The sequence below is a fragment of the Desulfosporosinus paludis genome, assembly GCF_045689965.1.
In the GTDB taxonomy this organism is placed as follows: domain Bacteria; phylum Bacillota; class Desulfitobacteriia; order Desulfitobacteriales; family Desulfitobacteriaceae; genus Desulfosporosinus; species Desulfosporosinus paludis.
The window spans coordinates 4,677,512-4,695,119 of record NZ_CP144211.1 but is presented as its reverse complement, the minus strand read 5'-3'; the positions used below and the strand labels follow the sequence as shown (position 1 = coordinate 4,695,119).

Genomic DNA, 17,608 nt, shown 5'->3' with positions numbered 1-17,608 from the left:
AAGGAATAATTTCGCGTGATCACGATGTACTGCCATGATCTGGTCGCTTGTAGAATTAAGTGGGATGAAAACCGCCACGACCTCCTCAAAGTCATATATTCTTTTTCCAGTCGACTGGCAGACTAAATAACCATTCTGATTAAATATCTCTTCGAGTCTTAACATACCTTGGATACGTTTCGGCATTGTCTCATCACCAAGAGACTTCAAATCCCATCATCTCCTATCTCGCTGAAATCTAAGATTGTATCAATAACTTATGCGTTTCAGGATTTGTTTATTATGGTGGGGCAGTTTTAGAAGATCCCCATCTTCTGGATAACTTCAGGTAAATTTTTACTTGGAAATAACGTTTAATAATTGACTTATATTTCTATTTTAGTTATACTTAATTAAACTCGTTCGTACTTGTGGATTTGCACAGACCTTCTCGATTGCCTCAGGCTATGGGAAGATTTTTCTGAACTTCCCATGTAGCGGGTAATAAAAATCGTGGAGGTATTTATGTTCAGCGACAAAATTTTAAGTTGTAAGGAATGCGGTCGTGAGTTCGAATTTACTGCATCTGAACAGGAGTTCTATGCTGAGAAAGGGTTTACCAATGAACCCGGTCGTTGCCCTGAATGTCGTGCTGCTAGAAAAGCACAAAATAGAAATAGCGGTGGTGGTGGATATTCCCGCCAACCACGTGAAATGTTCCCTGCTGTCTGTGCCACTTGCGGAAAGGAAACCACTGTACCATTTCAACCATCTGGTGATAAACCGGTATATTGCCGAGACTGCTACCAACCGCGTTCACGCAGTAACTGGTAACCAGCTGCGAACTCAATAACATCGAAAGACCTTTCTAGTCAGACTAGAAAGGTCTTTTATTTTAAATAAACTTCTTACTTTAGACAAGTTGAAAACATACGAAAGGAATGTTCATAAGCCTACTTATTCTTATACCAGATTGTATGAATTTAGTCCCTTAGAGGTTGTTGGCGAACATCAAGTTGAATGAGTTCATGATAAAGTTCTTTTCGCCGGTCTGCTAGAAAAAAACTATCCCGCATGGAAGCCCGGTCGAAGCGACGTACTCGATTAATTCGCTCTGCAGAAAGAGTAGCTGTAACTATACCTTGTCCCATTAATTCTGATGGGGTAATTTGATCAATCACTTCTCCTTTGGGACCGACGACTAAAGTCCCGCCGCTAAACTCTTTATTTTTACCGTTGCTTCCTATCAAATTACATGCTCCAAGGTACACTGAGTTATCATAGGCTCTCGCCCCAAGATATCTTAGCCAAATCTCTTTACGATCACCAGCGATTATCGGTGAGGCATGCGGTGCAAAGATAAGTTCAGCACCCTTTAGAGAATAGATGGCAGCCATTTCCGGAAAATGCCAATCCCAACATATTCCTACTGCAAAACTAGTACCATGTGCCGTAAAAATCGGAAACTTGTCACCGGGAGAAAAAAAATCTTGTTCACTCCGACCTAAATGAACTTTCCGATAAACCATATCCTCTTGTCCCGGAGATAAAATTACTTGGGAAATGTAAGGCTTTTTCTTATCTACATCTTGTTCTACCAAACCTACTAATAATGTGATTTTTAGATCTTCTGCACACTCTCTCAAACGGGATATTCTTGAACTTTTGAGAGAATCACCAATTTCCGAAGCATCTTGTGGCGAATAACCATCTAAGGCACATTCAGGAAAGCATAAAAAAGAAATTTCCTGCTGACTAGCGACCTGTGCAAGATGTGCTATTCTCATATAATTAAGCTCGCTCTCTCCAACATGAGATTCCATCTGAACTAGGCCTATCCGACAGTCTTGTTTCATTTTATATACCTCGTCTTCCAACTCATTATAAGCCAGTAAATAAATTGTCGTTAATCTTTATTCACTCGATATTATCCAATTCATTATAATCCCTGCTAAGAATATTCGTTAATAATCTATGATCATGAAGTAAATCAATTAACAGGCGTTCATCTTTAGTCTGAGTTGTTTGGGTAGCCTGAGCATTCGTAAGAATACTTAAGGGTCGATAAACTGGGGCATCCTGTATCTTCAAAGATTTGAAGATTTTCTGATCGCATTCACGACGAACCGTAAGTGAAGAAATAATCGTGATGCCTAGACCTGCAGCTACGACTTCCTTAATCGCCTGGGTACTCCCTAATTCCATACTGATATTTAATTGATCAGGATCAAGCCCTCTCTCTTTCAGAGCCATTTCCATAACTCTGCGCGTTCCAGAACCGTCTTCGCGGGTCACTAAACGTTCGTGAGGCAGTTCAGCAAGAGTTATGCTTTCTCTCGAAGCCCAAGGATGAAAATACGGAAGTACAACCACTAACTCATCTTCCCAGAATTTTTCGACATATAAATCTTTATGCCGAGGAACAGGCCCTTCAATCAATCCAATATGAATCTTTTTTTCTAGAACATCTTGAGAAATCGAATCAGTGTTAGCAATCTTAACCTTGAAATCTACGTCAGGATGATTCCTGTATAAATATGCCAAAATATTAGGAAGAATATATTCTCCTATCGTTAGCGTTGCCCCTAAATAAATAAGTCCCCTACGACCCTTGGATAGAGCACTGATTTGTTCTTTGGCATTTAAGAGGATATCTAGAACACTTCGAACGTGTGTGTAGAATATTTCCCCCTCTTTCGTAAGGGTTACACCTTTGTTGGTTCTGTCGAAAAAGCGAGCACCATATTGATTCTCTAAGTTCTGAATCTGCAAACTAATACTAGGTTGGCTCATATGGAGTTTCTTCGCAGAGAGCGTAATGTTTTTAGTTTCTGCCACTTCTTTAAATACAAGAAAGTGTTGTTCCATGATGGTTATTTCTCCCTCCTAGATCTTATATATCAATAAAGATTCTTCGCCAATCACTTACGTTAGTTTGAACAAGATAAAAATTATGCAAGATGGCTATCGCATATCTTTATAATACCATTCGCAGAAAGATTCCGCCAGACAATCAATCTATCTTTTCCTAAATGAATTATCAAAAGCACCGAATTTAAAGACTCCGCATTACATTAGCTCTGCGGAGTCTTTTATAATTCTTAGACCAGTAAGATAGTTAAATCAAACAAAACGATTCGTATCAAACACTCATTTAAATGCGGAGAATCCTCAGCAATTTCATGTTTAAAAGCAACTTAATTTTGTCCGGCAACTTTTTCAATAGATGCCCATTTCGTTTGGTTGTAAACCGAAGCTAGATGAACCATTCGTTCGGCCCAAATAGGGCACCCTGAGGCATGAAGGTGATTATAAGAGGCGAAGACATTCTTATAACAGATTCCATCATGCTGTCCATCAATACCATGTCCGCGTTTAACATGCAAGCCAAATTTTATATCAGAGGATAAGTTCATAATTCGCGAATTATGAAACTCATGTCCTTTTATTTCCGTATCTTTTTCAAACCAGGGCTGCCCCTCGTTGACTTGCATCAAGGTATAGCCATGACCTTGTGGTTTAGGTTCCATTTGTGTATCAAAAGGAAGTAATCCAACCATCTCGTAGGTTCGAGAAGCGGTGCGTATAGAGCGTCCCAAAAACATTAACCCTCCACATTCGGCATATATAGGGAGCCCCTTTTCACCATAACTTCGGATTTCTTCACGGATTGTCTTGTTTTTTTCTAATTCTGCAGCGAAAATTTCCGGAAAGCCACCACCTATATAGAGAGCATCCAAATCGCTCGGAAGTTTACTGTCACGAAGAGCCTGAATGGGAATAAGATCAGCCCCCATTTGTTTTAAAGCCTCTAGATTTTCAGGATAATAGAAACTAAAAGCAGCATCCTGGATTACCCCAATTTTCGGCGATACGTTCTTTGATTTAAGCGCAAAATTATAATTAAGCGGCGACTTTTCAGAAATACATGGTAGTTCGAGAGCTCTATGAGCCAATTCAAGGATTAATTCCAAGTCAACATGCTTTGCAATCACGTCAGCGAAGTAATCCAGCAACTTGTCCGTTTCATTAAATTCTCCACTGGTAACCAGTCCAAGATGACGATCTGGAATGGTTAACTTTATATCTTTAGGGATTGCCCCAACTACCGGAATTTTACAGAATTCTTCAATAGCTTCTCGAGCAATTTTTTCATGACGATTCCGGGCAACTTTATTAAGAACTACACCAACTATTTGTACCTCAGGGTCAAAGTGTTGATAACCCATAACCATAGCGGCGATACTACGCGTCATACGAGTTGCATCCACAACTAGCAATACTGGAGAACGAGTTATTTTAGCAATCTCTGCAGTCGAGCTGCTTCCTTTCAGATCTGACCCATCATATAGACCCATCGCGCCTTCTATAAGGACAAGGCCCTTGTCCTTGGAATGATCCAATACGGACTTACATATCTGATGATGGTTCATAAAATAAGAGTCCAAATTTCGACTAGTGTTCCTCGCCGCAACAGAATGCCAATTCGTATCGATATAATCCGGTCCCTTTTTGAAAGGCTGAATCTTGAAACCTTGATTTGCAAAGGCTCTTAATAAACCTAAGGTGAAGGTTGTCTTTCCACTTCTCCCTTGCGGTGCCCCAATAACTAAGCGTGGAACGTTTAAGTCACTCTGCTCTATTTTAACTGATGTACTTTCTGACAACGGCAACATATCATCCACACCTTTCGCGAGCAATTTGTTATTAGGATACCGTGGGACATCATGGATGAAAATTGACCATCCATCTTCCATACCCGAGTATGCTTGATCGAATAATCAGCAGAAACAGAGGGCATGGGAGAAGGATGGTCATGGTTTAAACTGAAAGTCAGGATGTGATCTCGTCGATCATTCGTCTATTCATTTGGAGTTTGGACTTTTCCTTTTAGACAAATATAGGTGGTCGTAATATAGAGGTATTCAACAAGATCCTCAGCTGTTAGTTCTTTTACGGCATCATCTACATCGCTTTTTTTCTCCCCGATGGCTACCGCAACGTCTCTACTTTTAGCTTTTTGAACTTTCGCAAGGTACTCAAGAATTTTGGCCTTAATTTCGGGGTTCGCAGGACCTCTTCCCATAAGGCTATACCCCCTTAATTTTATTTTGCAAATGATTAGAACTTGAATCCAGCAGCAGTACGGAATGTCTCTCTCGCAAAGATATAATCATCAATAAGCATCTCCGAGAAAGGAAGTCCGCTTAAGCTGAAGAATCTTTCCCAACCAATGCGCTCAATCCACTCGCCTAAACGTTCGCCTTTATTAGCATTTGCAATCCAGAGTTCAAGAATACTACGAATAGCTTCTGTAACTTCTGGCCAACGAGGAGGATTGTTTGGAAGGAACGGAATAACCATGCGTGAAAAGCTCGGTGCAGTACGTGCATTGGAAACTTTTCCTCCGATGAGAATAGCAATTCCATCATTTCTTGGATCATAAATTTCCATAGCCGGTGACATCGTGTAGCAGTTTCCGCAATACATGCATTTATCTTCGTTAACGATAACGCTCTTGTTCTTCGGATCTGGACGAATAGCACCAGTTGGGCAACTTGCTACAAGTGTAGGAATTTCGGTAGTTTTACGCAGTTTCTCGTGGTCAATACGAGGAGGAGTACGGTGAACACCAACAATTCCAATGTCACTGCAGTGTGTGGATCCGCACATGTTTAAGCAGCATGCTAGACCCATTTTTAATTTTGCAGGAAGTTTCATAGTATTAAAATACTCATATAAGTCATCCATAACGGCCTTAACAACACCCGAAGCATCAGTTGCAGGAGTATGGCAGTGTACCCAACCTTGAGTATGGATGATATTGCTGATAGAAGCACCTGTACCACCAACAGCATATCCTTGAGCATTTAATGTTTCGAGGAGAGGATTTAGTTTTGACTCATCGGATACTAAGAATTCTACATTGTTACGTGTTGTGAAACGCAGGCAGCCATCACAGTATTGGTCAGCAATATTACAAATGTCACGGATAAAATCAATGCTCACCAAACGAGGAGAACCTACACGTACACTGTAAAGTGCAGCGCCGCTTTCGGCAACGTGTTTGAGTACACCTGGTTGTGGGATCTCATGATATTGCCATTTTCCATAGTTTTCTAAAATTGCAGGAGGAAGCATCTCTTTATAATTAGGAGGTCCTTGGTCTAATTTTGCCATGATTATCCACCTCTCGTAAGCTACTTATTTTTAATTAGAGTTTCGATCCATCAAGAGCAGTCCCAGACTTATCAAGGTCATCTTGTTGCCAGAACACATATGGGTTAGCACGTGGACGTAAGACTTGTTGCGGTACCGGTGGGATTTCAACTTCACGCAGGAATTTGCCCATTCCAAGACGGAAGATTGTTTCACCGATACGTTCACGGGACTTACCGTTTTCATCCCACCATTCCCAAATACGACGAACAACATCTTTAAATTCTTCAAAATCATTTTCAGGATCCATTTTGATGAAAGGCACGATAACTGAGGACATGAATGCAGATTGAACGATTGTCGACTTACCACCGACTAAAAGACTTGCGCCTCTTTCTTTACCAGCTTTAACAGCTTTAGGCATCATGTTGATGCAGTGCATACAGCGTGTGCAATCTTCAGCAACAACAGAAAGCTCTTGAGTCTCCTTGTTATAAGTCAGGCACTTGGTTGGACATTTGTCACAAACCTGACCCTGAATATCAAAGTTTTTAGCAGCATATTCTTTTACTGCAGCTTGATTAAACTGGATCGAGTCACGCCATGTTCCGATTACAGAGATATCGGCACGAGCAATTGCTCCAGTGCAGTCATTAGCGCAACCTGAGAATTTAATTTTGCTCTTATATGGCCACATTGGACGATGTAACTCATCCATGAATTCATTCGTAATGTTATAACAAGCCTCAAGAGTGTCATAACAAGCATACTCGCATCGTCCTGGTCCTACGCAGCAGTTAGTGGTTCTCAGGCAGGAACCAGATCCGCCCAAATCAAAACCTGCTTCACTATACTCATCGAAGATAGTTTGAATATCCTCTGTTTTACAGCCAAGTAAAATTACGTCCCCGGTAGAACCGTGCATGTTGGTTAAGCCACTGCCATATTTCTCCCAAATATCACAAATGGTACGAAGTGTTTTCGTGTTGTAGAAAAATCCTGATGGTTGATTAATACGGACTGTGTGGAATTCAGCAACATTTGGATAGGTTTCTGGCTCATCGACATAACGACCGATAACGCCACCGCCATAACCTCTAACTCCTACAATTCCACCGTGTTTCCAGTGTCCTCTGTGCTCCACATAAGATCTTTCCAAGACTTGGAGCAATTCGCCTGCAGATTTGCTTTTAACTGCAGCACGTTTCATTTCCGTCACAAAACTGGGCCATTTCCCTTTTTCCAGTTCGTCCAGTAGCGGCGTTTTCTTTTCGGTCATTGCACACCCTCCGTCTTTATAATTTATGAGGTTTTTTTACATTTCACTAATAGTGATAGCACCCGTCGGACAAACAGAAATGCAGCTTTCACAACCCATGCATTCTGATTCGTCGCCGATTACTTGTGCTTTGTCATCACTAAAGCCAAGCAGGTGAGCTGGGCATCCTTCGGTACATGAATTGCAACCAGAGCACTGATCTTCATCAATTGATACGATAAACACTAATTACACCTCCTTAACTTAAAAGAGAAGTATCAAAAAAAAGGACATTGTGAGGATTATTAGGAGAAAATCTTCTTGTGTAAATTAACACTAGTTCATATTCTTAATTTAACACCTTGTATTCTATCCGTACAATACATAATCACGATTGTACAATATGCAAAACTGATTATAATTCATATCACAAAATTTGACTTAAATATACATCACTTGACTAACTATCAATAGCTGATGTCAAAGTGGTATTAGCCCGAACTGAATTTTCAGGCCTCCTCTCCCTAGGGTTCGTGGGATGTTTCGGCAAATGTCCTGGGAACGTATGTTCCTGAAGCAGGCGCAAAACGCGCTTAAACTTCGACTTTAGGTAACCACCACGGTCATTTTTGTCTTTTCAATTTATCTAATTATAGTGTAACATTAAATATTTAAATTTCAACTAGATTATGGACCATCTCAAGTAACTGAAATGGCCCATAAAAATCCAAGGATCAACTTCTGTCTTTTATTCTAAAAATTCGAGGAAAGGCTTCTTCATACTTACTAATGCATTTACCATGAGTTCAACTAAACCGCCATATTGAAGGTTGTATTTTTCTGTTGCCTCAAAATGCTCTAGAATAGCCCTCATAGCTCCTTTACAGTTCGAACAGGGTGCGCAGATGTATTTAGGTAAAGAAGCGTCTTCCATGACTCCCTTGAAGGCTCCTAGAATTTGGTTGAATTTCATGCGTGAAGCTACATTATCTCTAAACTGAGGGAAATTGTGCGAGTTCATAATAGCGAAGCCGCTGCCTCCGCCACAACAATAGTTATTAACCCCATGAGGCGTCATTTCTCTAAACTGCGGGCATATTTCCTTTAAAACATTTCTCTGAGGCTCAACGATTCCCATTTGACGCACAACGTTACAAGGATCGTGGAGAGTCACCGGGAAATTATTACGGCTAGGATCTAGCTTTAAACGTTTTGTTTTGACCAGATCCCAGAGAAGCGGTAAACAACTTTCAACAGGGACTTTGGCATCACCATAGGCCATACGATCACCGACAATGATCGATGCTTTATGGGCGTGACCGCACTCCCCTACGACAATGCGATTAACTCCGAATTCTTTAGCCACTTTCATCTGCATTAAAGCTATTTGCTTCGCTTGATAGTCATCATACCACAAACCATAATTGACACTATCATAACCCATGATTTCGCTGCTGAGTGTCCAATTCAAGCCGGCTTCGTTAAATAAAATTGCAAAAGCAACGGGATTTTCCGGCCAAGCGATGAATTCTCCAGCGTTATGCAACACTAAAATGTCGGCACCTTTTTTGTCGACAGGGAACTTCAGTTTGATACCATACTTCTCTTCAGTATCTTCTTCCAAAAACTCAAGAGTATCCAAGAAAGCCGGCTTGCTTAATCCTGTCGATGAACCGGTTTTGATTTGCAGCATAGTACCTTTATTGTGAAGGGGGGTAGGAGCAATCCCCATTTCCTGACTAAAAATCTTACGAATTTCTTTAGCAAGAATAGAATTATCTAAACCTAATGGACATGTTTGAGCACAACGTCGACATAGATTGCAGCGATAAGCCAATTCACCCAGACGTGCGATCGTTTCCCAGTTTACGTCGATATCAGCGCCCACGAAGCTTCCTAGCAACTTGCCGCTCTTCGTAAAATACTTCTTGACGATTTTGCGAAGGACTTCAGAACGGAAAATCGGGCGATAGAGTTCATGATCTCCAGTAGCTTTATAGATATGACATGCCTCTGAACAGGTGTTGCATTTTGCACAATAATCAAAGGATAATAAAAGGGGTTCCAACACGCCGTTATTCGCATCAGTGAAAATTTTCTCCAGACCGCTAAGAAACTTGCGGACAAATTCGTCCTCTTCTTCTTTAGTGTTGGGGCGAGTTAGGGTATCAAGTCCAATATATCCATCTAAAGAAGTACAATACTTATCTCTCCACGCTGGTTTAGGATCCGTAAGCGGCGGTTGCATGCCTGGCTGATCGTACGGAGCCAATAAGGGCATAAGTTGATAAGCTTCTAATTTAATCAACTGCTCATCCGGACGTCCCATATCCTTAGGGCGCAAATCTTTTTGATTTAACATATAGCTCTCCTCTTTCCACAAAGTTCACTCTGGAATTCGATGCTATTCCTTAGGGGAGGTAGGTTTCTTAATATGGGGGGCAGACCAAGAGTGGGTTGGGCGATAAGCAGTAGCCTTTTTTACTCGTTGCTCTATCGCACTCCCTCTCAGATTTGGGCTATTATCCCACAGTACCGTATGGAAGGTAAAATACTTTCCAACGTAATGACTCATTTTACTGAGAGGTATATACGTCAGCATAATTCCGACTAAGATAATGTGCAGGATTAAGATGCCATTGGCGGCAAAAGGCGTAAAGGTGAGGAGGTTAGCGGTCACTTCGCGGGCAGCAGTAAATGAAAAATCACTGCTCCATGTAATAATCCCCGTTATAAGAGCGGCAAAGATGAGCAAAAGATTAAAATATTCTTGAGGAGTTGTGAATTTTTTCAGGGTATTGTCAAACATGCGGCGAAGAACTAATAACCCAGAACCTAAGGTTGCTAAAATAAGTCCAAGAATACCGGTCGCAAATGTTAAATAGAATAACAAAAGGCCCCAAGCACTTGTACTGTTGGCTGCCACAACAACTCCATTAAGTACAGAGATTGCCCCAGCAACTAACAATACTGTCCAAGCTACAATAAAATAGATTCCTAAATGAAGAGCGTAGGAAAGCCACCAGAAAGGACGTTGATTCTCGAACAACGTTTTAATAAAGAGTATTTCCTTGAGCATTTCGATGATTTCCCGGGCATGAGAGACTTCATGAGGTTTATTCCACCAAGAAACCTCCTCATAAAAAGAACCTCCATGTTCATAGCCCTTTTCTTTGGGCACAGGATATAGTTCCATCCGCCCATGTAAGGGCAATTTTGAAAACTGATAGGCCTTATGAGCGGAAATTCCGAGAAAAAGGAGTATGGACAAATATGCAATAATACTTAGAAACAAAACCGTCAACCTCCTTTGTTATTATTATCACGTTTAGTGTATGTGAGTTACTATAGCTTGTAAAATTATCATTTTTTATCTCACCATATCATTATATGATTGTATCTTAACCACGCACATATCTTATTTTTAATTCAAAAAAAGCTTAATGGTCTGATATTTCTTAATAATGCTAACACTTTTAAGGAAAATTTATATTCTGCTTTTACTAATTGACTTTTTCGTATAACATATACTAAATCCTTATTAAAAACCTATAATTTCAAGGAGGAAACACGATGAAAGCATTAATTACATTAACTACCAGTGAGTCAAAGCGCCTAATCGCCAGAGGAATCAAAGGAATGTCCTGTGTTCAAAATGCCTTGCAAAAGCATGCCGTTATTGTCGCAGGAGGTACGACAAACGCTTTTGTTGCTGAGGAATTACTCGGTATTACCATTGAAGACAAGACAGGATACACTATGGGCATCGTAACCAAGGGAGAATTGGGAGTAAGTCATTCAACGAAGAGGAAATCTCCTTATGTCATCGTTGAAGGGAATATTGTTGAAACTCCATGGAAAGAATATCTGCCGAAATTGAAAGCTGGTGATATTTTTATTAAAGGAGGAAACGCCTTGGACCCTACCGGTTTAACAGCAGTGATGGTTTCAGATTCCCTTGGGGGAACTATTGGTGCTGCTCAAGGACTTTTATATGCCCGTGGCGTAAAACTTCTTGTTCCAATCGGGCTCGAAAAGATGATTCCTGATGTTCGCCAAGCTGTTGAATTTATGACAAAATCACCTCTCGACGAATCGATGGGGCATAAAGTCGGGCTCATACCAATGTTAGGAGCAACTCCTGTCACTGAATTGACAGCATTAGAAACATTATATGACGTGGAAGCCCGTTGTATTGCTGCTGGTGGAGTTGATGGCTCAGAAGGAGCCGTTATAATTGCCATTGAAGGACTTGATGAAGAAGTTCAACGCGCTCTCCGGGATATCCATTCTTTAAAAGGAGAACCACCTGTTTCTGTGCAATAATATTGGTTATTCCTTAACCGTTAACTAAAAACCCTTAAATAAAGAGATTGAAAAAAACTTCTTATTTTAAGCGAAATCTCAACACGTATTAATTAAAACGAGGATTATTCACCTAACTGTGGCAAATAATCCTCGTTTTCTTTACTTTGGTTCTTGATGAAAATCGATTAGTCCTTGTTAATCTTGTGGGTTGATTCCTTTGCGTTCTCTCGGCGGTCGAGCACCAAAGAATTGATAGTAATGACATTCTAATCGGCCGTTATACAATTTTCTGCTTTTATCCCAACGCCGCCCAATAAAGCGTTCGGGGGCTTGCTGAGTAGTAAGAAGATGCAGGGACCAATTCTCTAAACGTTTAAACGTTTCGCCAAGCTCTAAATATAGTGGTTCCACGTCTTTTGTCTCGCCAAGGCGCTCGCCATAAGGTGGATTAGCGATTAAATGCCCGTAATTAAATCGCGATTTCACCTCTGCTACAGGTAAACGCTGAAAATGAATAATATCGTCAACACCTGCTTCTAGGGCATGTGTTCGCGCTAAAGACAACGCCTTGGGGTCAATATCTGAACCATAAATATGAAGACTTTTGTTGTGTTCCTGAAGATCAAGTGCTTCTTGCCAAGCCTCTTGCCAGTACTCTTTAGAAATACGCGGCCATTTCTCGGCAGCAAAGCTGCGTTTAAGGCCAGGCGCCCGATTTTGGGCAATCAAAGCCGCTTCTATCGGAATCGTTCCTGTTCCACAAAAAGGATCTAATAACGTGCGATCCTTGTGCCAATGGCTTAATTGAATCATCGCTGCCGCTAAAGTTTCTTTGAGCGGTGCTTGTCCCGCAAGCTTTCGATAGCCCCGCTTATGCAGGCCAAGTCCTGAAGTATCAATGGTTAGGGTAGCCTGATCATTTAAGAGGGCAACCTCAATTTGATAGCGAGGTCCTGTCTCTTCAAACCAATCTTGGCGATATTTTTCCTTTAAACGTTCAACGATCGCCTTTTTAACAATCGCTTGACAATCAGATACACTGAATAGCTTTGATTTGATGGATTTTCCCTGTACGGGAAAATTGGCGTCTTTGGGCAGCCAATCCTCCCAAGGCAATTTTTTGGTTCCCTGAAAAAGCTCTTCAAATGTCAAAGCTTGGAATGTTCCCATTTTCAATAAAACACGATCAGAACTACGCAGCCAAAGGTTCGATCGGCAAACCCCCAACTCATCCGCTGAAAAAGTTACCTTTCCATTTTCGACACTTTGATCAAAGTATCCCAGTGTTTTTAATTCTCGCGCAACAATGGATTCTAAACCAAAAGCAGCTGTTGCAATTAGCTGAATTTTTGCCATCTGGATTCAACCCCTCAATTTTACCATCTAAACTTACCTTATCGGATAGCCTTTCTACTATACGTTTTAGAAATGACAATAGCAAGCTAATTAATCCAGTTGTAATTTTCTGTCTTTGATAGAATACACTGGGAACAAACGTTCTCAAGGTTAACTAATTCATAAGTAGTTTTATTGGGGAGTATCCACGCTTTGGATACCTTCTTTTATTTTACGTGATATCTCCTCCATAAATTTCTGGAACTTAGTGTTGGCATCATTCGATCTAAAAACTTGAGGGTCTTTCAAACACTTAACTTCCATGCTCTGCATAGTTTCTGTTTCTTTATTTGTTAATTCTTGTCCAGCTAGTTTTTTACGATAATGCTCTTGCTTAAGCTTTTGTAAATCTTCGACTAATTTCCGAGCCTCCGGATTATGAAGGAGATCATACTCTGCTTTTTTAAAATCCTTATAGATCTCTGTTTGAGCGATTAATGTTCCAAGCTCAATACCTTTTTGCAAGATTTGCTCTATTTGATCCATTATGAACGAAGCCTCCTATGCAAATATAGTTATTACCTAGTCTAGCCAACAAATGATCGTTTAACTCATCTGAAAACAATGCTCGGTCTCAGCTTATTCTTTTATGAGTGGCTCTGAAACTCTTACCATCACTATACCCCCGAGCATAAGCTGCTTGACTGGCAGAACCCTGACTCACCGAGTGGGCTGAAGATTTTCCACGTTCCAAACCCAAGTTCTTATAAGCCTCAACAACCAAGGCATCCTTGGTTAGAACTAGCCCCCAGCCTTCTTTCGTTATTTGCTCGGTATATTGGGAATCTAAGCCCGAAATCCACCCCTCCACATAATTATTACGCACTCCCCTCTGCAGAGATATACCGGCCCGAAACCCCTGATGTAACAGAAAATCCCGGCGATACGTCTTCATATATTGATCTGCCCCAGCCCGGATAAAATCGGTGGCAAAGGCAAATAACTCCCTGGCAATTTCCACGTCATCTTTAAGCCCAATAAATGCCAACCTCGTGTACCCATCACATTTATTCAAATATGAATAGCAGCGGAAATTCTGTCCGATGACCTTTCCCAGACGTTTTTTCCACCAAGATAATTTTTCAAAGTCCGTAGCATAGTCATCCAGCACTTCTTTTGTCCGGAGTCCTTCACCTGCGTCCTTAAGCTCGGCTTCTTCAAGCCCATATTCTGCCATAATTCGCTGAGCCGTTAAAAGGGCAGTCTGTGCCTCGTTGCTGCTAGGATCTCCGCCGTTACGCGCCAAGTTTAGTAATGCCCGCACTCTGTGAGCTATCTTTTCATGCTTCCCATTCAACATCTGAACCCCTCTTCCTCGAAAGAAGCCTATGCTTAATTGAACAAGTCAGGCCAAAGAGAATTCTGACAATCTACTATGAGATTGAACTTCAATGTTCAGTTAGCTGAACATTGAAGTTCACTTTGAGCGATCTTGACAAGACTTCAGAATTTAGTGATTAGGAATTCGTGGAGATATTGATAATTTTCAAAATAACTTCCACCGCTTTCTCCATGGCAAACGTAGGAATAAATTCAAATTTACCATGGAAGTTATGCCCTCCGGCAAAAATATTCGGAGTCGGTAAGCCCATAAAGGAAAGTCTGGCTCCGTCTGTACCACCTCGAATCGGACGAACATCCGGTACAACTCCCACCTCCTTCATAGCTCTTTCCGCATTGTCGATAATATGTTTTACGGGTTCAATCTTTTCTTTCATATTAAAGTATTGATCTTTAAGGTCCATTACAAATGTCCCTTGTCCATGCTTTACATTAAGATTAAACGCAATCTGGCATATGTTGTCTTTTCTTCTCTTAAATGAAGCCATATCAAAGTCACGAATGATATAGTTCAGCTTTGTTTCTTCAACATTCCCTTGAAAGTCTGTCAGGTGGTAAAATCCTTCATACCCATCAGTATTTGCAGGGATTTCAGATTTTGGGAGCTGCTCGATAAATTCTTGGGCAAGCAAAATAGAATTAATCATTTTGCCCTTAGAATATCCGGGATGAACATTTCTGCCTTGAATCTTAATCTTAACTTCTGCCGCGTTGAAATTTTCATATTCCAATTCCCCGATGGGGCCACCATCTATTGTATAGGCGTAATCTGCACCAAATCTCTGAATATCAAAATGGTCTGCTCCTCTGCCAACTTCTTCATTCGGTGTAAAGGCGATACATAATTTTCCATGGGGAATGTCTCTATGACTCTGAAGATAATCTAGAGCAGTCATTATTTCGGCAATTCCCGCTTTATCATCAGCACCTAACAAGGTGGTACCGTCTGTGGTAATTAACGTTTTTCCTTGATACTTTAACAGCTCTGGAAAATCACGTGGAGATAGAACAATATCCTTGTCACTATTCAGGACAATCTCCCCACCATCGTAATTCTCGATAAGCTTCGGTTTTACATCCCTACCCGTCATATCTGGACTCGTATCCAAGTGAGCAATAAAACCTAGAGCAGGAATTTGTTTCTCTGTATTTGCGGGCAAGTTTGCTAAAACATAACCATTTTCGTCTAAGGAAATATCTTCTAACTCCAAGGCCTTTAGCTCTTCAACAAGGTATCGGGCTAACTCAATCTGTCCTGGCGTAGTGTTAACCGTCATTTCTTCACTAGACTGAGTATCATAGTTTACATACTTTAGAAATCTCTCGGTAACTGTCTTCATCATGAATCCTCCATGTAATTGTTTGACGTTAAATCTTCTTCTCACAAACTATAAATTAACCTTTTACTGTTCTAACTATAGCGATTAAAAACTATGATTGCAACCAATCCTTGAGCATAATTTCTATTCCAGTAATTAAGCCTCAAACCCAAAAGGTTTGAGGCCTGAGAATTAAACTTCAGTGTCTAAGTTATCTTTTACTTCCTTGGCCTTCTTCTGCTCTTGTTTAAATTCTGCGCTTCGTGAATCATACTTAGCGCTCGCGCGTCCTTTGGCTCGTTTTTGGATTTCACCTGACTTTTTCATGCTTACCTCCATAACTTTCGACATGCGAGTTTTCATGTCTAGTATGTTACAGGGGCATCGATATCATGTAGCTTAATTCGATTGTCACCTTTTTTTTCAACCATAATATTATGCTGAAGGAGGAACATAATTTTACCCGAAAGAGATGATCACATGAATTATAAGCTGCCTGAATCTGATTACAGACATCTTGTTGTTGGCACAGATACTAAAATCCCTTTATTTAATGGGCAATGGGCAACTTGCATCAACTTCGATAATGCTGCTTCAACTCCACCTTTGGTTTCCGTTATGGAAGAAATTAATCAATTTTCTTGTATGTATTCCTCGATTCATCGTGGCACGGGATATAAATCACAATATTCCTCCCAGCTATTCGAAGAAGCAAGATCAACCGTCCTAAAATTCGTAAATGCAGATCCTAATAATGATACCGTCATTTTTGTCAAAAACACTACCGAAGCCATTAATAAATTATCCTATCGTCTTCGGGAAGAAACTAAGAAAGGCATCATTTTATCAACCTGGATGGAACACCATTCTAACGACTTACCCTGGAGAAATAAATTCCTAGTTGATTATGTCCAAGTGAATCCACAGGGTAAACTAAGCCTTGAAGATCTCGAACGTAAATTAATTCATTATCGGGGTAAAGTAAAACTGGTTGCTGTTACCGGAGCTTCGAACGTCACAGGCTATCTTAATCCAATACATAAAATTGCCGAACTGGCACATCGCTATCACGCTAAAATTCTTGTTGATGGGGCACAAATGGTACCTCATACCATTGTCAACATGAGACCTCAAAATCCACTTCAACGCATAGATTATCTGGCGTTTTCCGCTCATAAGATGTATGCACCTTTTGGTATCGGTGTACTTATAGGTCCCCGTGAAACGTTTCGGCAGGGAGTCTCTGAGATGGTGGGAGGAGGTACAGCTCAGGTCGTAACTCATGATTGGGTCCTATGGAATGACCCTCCTCATAAGGATGAAGCAGGTTCCCCTAATGTTATGGGAGTTGTGGCCTTAGTCGCTGCAATTAAAACTCTCTCCGCCTTGGGCATGAGAAGAATCGATGACTATGAATATCAGCTTGCAGAGTACGCTTATTCTGGGCTTAGATCGATTCCTGGCATTACTCTTTATTCACACTTTAGCCCAGGTGAACGGCGCATAGGGGTTATCCCTTTCAACGTCAGAGGTATACATCATGAACGGATCGCCTCAATTTTGTCCCACGAAGCAGGTATTGCAGTCAGGACGGGCTGTTTCTGTACTCAACCTTATATCCAAAAATTATTATCTATTACCTCTAAGCAAATGGAGTTTTACAAGAAGAACGGAGATTCTCCCGTCCTGGCATCGTCAGAGTCAGTTTTGGTCTCTATAATAATCTTCATGAAATAAATGTTCTGCTTGAAACACTTGAGCAAATCATTAGGCACCCCACAACAAACATTTACTAGCTGTTATACTATTTGAATTTCTACTTATACTAGGTTTTGGATAACAAATTTAA

The 17,608-nt window shown here is 40.7% G+C and carries 16 protein-coding genes and 1 pseudogene; 3 read left to right on the top strand and 14 right to left on the bottom strand.

Features of this window, described 5'->3' with window-relative positions; all coding sequences use genetic code 11:
- Positions 1-504 precede the first annotated feature (504 nt).
- Positions 505-813 carry a zinc-ribbon domain containing protein gene (locus tag VZF35_RS23365; RefSeq protein WP_407308810.1) on the top strand — a complete coding sequence of 103 codons (309 nt, stop codon included), beginning with the start codon at positions 505-507 and terminating at the stop codon, positions 811-813.
- Positions 814-962: 149 nt separating this feature from the next.
- On the opposite strand, the gene VZF35_RS23360 is transcribed toward VZF35_RS23365, so the two are convergent.
- The 9 genes from VZF35_RS23360 to VZF35_RS23320 form a co-directional block, all read right to left on the bottom strand.
- On the bottom strand, positions 963-1,835 hold the full coding sequence (locus VZF35_RS23360) for a nitrilase-related carbon-nitrogen hydrolase (protein WP_407308809.1): 873 nt from the start codon (positions 1,833-1,835) through the stop codon (positions 963-965).
- A 61-nt stretch (positions 1,836-1,896) separates the two neighbouring features.
- Positions 1,897-2,847 (bottom strand): LysR family transcriptional regulator, encoded by a 951-nt coding sequence (locus VZF35_RS23355; RefSeq protein WP_407308808.1) that lies wholly within the window; start codon positions 2,845-2,847, stop codon positions 1,897-1,899.
- Positions 2,848-3,176: 329 nt separating this feature from the next.
- Positions 3,177-4,655 carry a cobyrinate a,c-diamide synthase gene (locus VZF35_RS23350; RefSeq protein WP_407308807.1) on the bottom strand — a complete coding sequence of 493 codons (1,479 nt, stop codon included), beginning with the start codon at positions 4,653-4,655 and terminating at the stop codon, positions 3,177-3,179.
- A 185-nt stretch (positions 4,656-4,840) separates the two neighbouring features.
- Positions 4,841-5,065, bottom strand: a complete 225-nt coding sequence (locus tag VZF35_RS23345) for a hypothetical protein (protein ID WP_407308806.1) — start codon at positions 5,063-5,065, stop codon at positions 4,841-4,843.
- Between the two features lie 35 nt (positions 5,066-5,100).
- On the bottom strand, positions 5,101-6,159 hold the full coding sequence (gene dsrB / locus VZF35_RS23340) for a dissimilatory-type sulfite reductase subunit beta (RefSeq protein WP_407308805.1): 1,059 nt from the start codon (positions 6,157-6,159) through the stop codon (positions 5,101-5,103).
- A gap of 34 nt (positions 6,160-6,193) precedes the next feature.
- Positions 6,194-7,417: a dissimilatory-type sulfite reductase subunit alpha gene (gene dsrA / locus VZF35_RS23335; RefSeq protein ID WP_407308804.1), complete on the bottom strand. Its 1,224-nt coding sequence runs from the start codon at positions 7,415-7,417 to the stop codon at positions 6,194-6,196.
- A 36-nt stretch (positions 7,418-7,453) separates the two neighbouring features.
- Complete coding sequence (locus VZF35_RS23330; protein ID WP_407308803.1) at positions 7,454-7,642, bottom strand: ATP-binding protein; 189 nt, start codon at positions 7,640-7,642, stop codon at positions 7,454-7,456.
- A 502-nt stretch (positions 7,643-8,144) separates the two neighbouring features.
- Complete coding sequence (locus tag VZF35_RS23325; RefSeq protein WP_407308802.1) at positions 8,145-9,758, bottom strand: (Fe-S)-binding protein; 1,614 nt, start codon at positions 9,756-9,758, stop codon at positions 8,145-8,147.
- A 42-nt stretch (positions 9,759-9,800) separates the two neighbouring features.
- Entirely contained in the window at positions 9,801-10,691 is an 891-nt protein-coding gene (locus tag VZF35_RS23320) for a respiratory nitrate reductase subunit gamma (RefSeq protein WP_407308801.1), read from the bottom strand.
- A gap of 278 nt (positions 10,692-10,969) precedes the next feature.
- Here VZF35_RS23320 and VZF35_RS23315 point away from each other — a divergent pair, with 278 nt between their 5' ends.
- Positions 10,970-11,722: a hypothetical protein gene (locus tag VZF35_RS23315; protein WP_407308800.1), complete on the top strand. Its 753-nt coding sequence runs from the start codon at positions 10,970-10,972 to the stop codon at positions 11,720-11,722.
- A gap of 177 nt (positions 11,723-11,899) precedes the next feature.
- Here VZF35_RS23315 and VZF35_RS23310 read toward each other — a convergent pair whose 3' ends face one another.
- The 5 genes from VZF35_RS23310 to VZF35_RS23290 form a co-directional block, all read right to left on the bottom strand.
- The gene (locus tag VZF35_RS23310; protein ID WP_407308799.1) at positions 11,900-13,060 is read right to left on the bottom strand and encodes a class I SAM-dependent RNA methyltransferase; all 1,161 of its coding nucleotides are present in this window, start codon (positions 13,058-13,060) and stop codon (positions 11,900-11,902) included.
- Positions 13,061-13,231: 171 nt separating this feature from the next.
- Positions 13,232-13,585 carry a YlbF family regulator gene (locus VZF35_RS23305; protein WP_407308798.1) on the bottom strand — a complete coding sequence of 118 codons (354 nt, stop codon included), beginning with the start codon at positions 13,583-13,585 and terminating at the stop codon, positions 13,232-13,234.
- Between the two features lie 88 nt (positions 13,586-13,673).
- Positions 13,674-14,399: a DUF2786 domain-containing protein gene (locus VZF35_RS23300; protein WP_407308797.1), complete on the bottom strand. Its 726-nt coding sequence runs from the start codon at positions 14,397-14,399 to the stop codon at positions 13,674-13,676.
- A 157-nt stretch (positions 14,400-14,556) separates the two neighbouring features.
- On the bottom strand, positions 14,557-15,780 hold the full coding sequence (gene pepT, locus VZF35_RS23295) for a peptidase T (RefSeq protein WP_407314799.1): 1,224 nt from the start codon (positions 15,778-15,780) through the stop codon (positions 14,557-14,559).
- Between the two features lie 171 nt (positions 15,781-15,951).
- Entirely contained in the window at positions 15,952-16,086 is a 135-nt protein-coding gene (locus VZF35_RS23290) for a hypothetical protein (RefSeq protein ID WP_407308796.1), read from the bottom strand.
- A gap of 153 nt (positions 16,087-16,239) precedes the next feature.
- Here VZF35_RS23290 and VZF35_RS23285 point away from each other — a divergent pair.
- Positions 16,240-17,555 (top strand): annotated as a pseudogene (locus VZF35_RS23285) (aminotransferase class V-fold PLP-dependent enzyme).
- Positions 17,556-17,608: the final 53 nt, after the last annotated feature.

What these genes read in the sequence shown, in the direction of transcription:
- VZF35_RS23365 (WP_407308810.1), top strand. Translation starts at nt 505, where the DNA reads ATGTTCAGCGACAAAATTTTAAGTTGTAAGGAATGCGGTCGTGAGTTC.
- VZF35_RS23360 (WP_407308809.1), bottom strand. Translation starts at nt 1,835, where the DNA reads ATGAAACAAGACTGTCGGATAGGCCTAGTTCAGATGGAATCTCATGTT.
- VZF35_RS23355 (WP_407308808.1), bottom strand. Translation starts at nt 2,847, where the DNA reads ATGGAACAACACTTTCTTGTATTTAAAGAAGTGGCAGAAACTAAAAAC.
- VZF35_RS23350 (WP_407308807.1), bottom strand. Translation starts at nt 4,655, where the DNA reads ATGTTGCCGTTGTCAGAAAGTACATCAGTTAAAATAGAGCAGAGTGAC.
- VZF35_RS23345 (WP_407308806.1), bottom strand. Translation starts at nt 5,065, where the DNA reads ATGGGAAGAGGTCCTGCGAACCCCGAAATTAAGGCCAAAATTCTTGAG.
- dsrB (WP_407308805.1), bottom strand. Translation starts at nt 6,159, where the DNA reads ATGGCAAAATTAGACCAAGGACCTCCTAATTATAAAGAGATGCTTCCT.
- dsrA (WP_407308804.1), bottom strand. Translation starts at nt 7,417, where the DNA reads ATGACCGAAAAGAAAACGCCGCTACTGGACGAACTGGAAAAAGGGAAA.
- VZF35_RS23325 (WP_407308802.1), bottom strand. Translation starts at nt 9,758, where the DNA reads ATGTTAAATCAAAAAGATTTGCGCCCTAAGGATATGGGACGTCCGGAT.
- VZF35_RS23315 (WP_407308800.1), top strand. Translation starts at nt 10,970, where the DNA reads ATGAAAGCATTAATTACATTAACTACCAGTGAGTCAAAGCGCCTAATC.
- VZF35_RS23310 (WP_407308799.1), bottom strand. Translation starts at nt 13,060, where the DNA reads ATGGCAAAAATTCAGCTAATTGCAACAGCTGCTTTTGGTTTAGAATCC.
- VZF35_RS23305 (WP_407308798.1), bottom strand. Translation starts at nt 13,585, where the DNA reads ATGGATCAAATAGAGCAAATCTTGCAAAAAGGTATTGAGCTTGGAACA.
- VZF35_RS23300 (WP_407308797.1), bottom strand. Translation starts at nt 14,399, where the DNA reads ATGTTGAATGGGAAGCATGAAAAGATAGCTCACAGAGTGCGGGCATTA.
- pepT (WP_407314799.1), bottom strand. Translation starts at nt 15,780, where the DNA reads ATGAAGACAGTTACCGAGAGATTTCTAAAGTATGTAAACTATGATACT.
- VZF35_RS23290 (WP_407308796.1), bottom strand. Translation starts at nt 16,086, where the DNA reads ATGAAAAAGTCAGGTGAAATCCAAAAACGAGCCAAAGGACGCGCGAGC.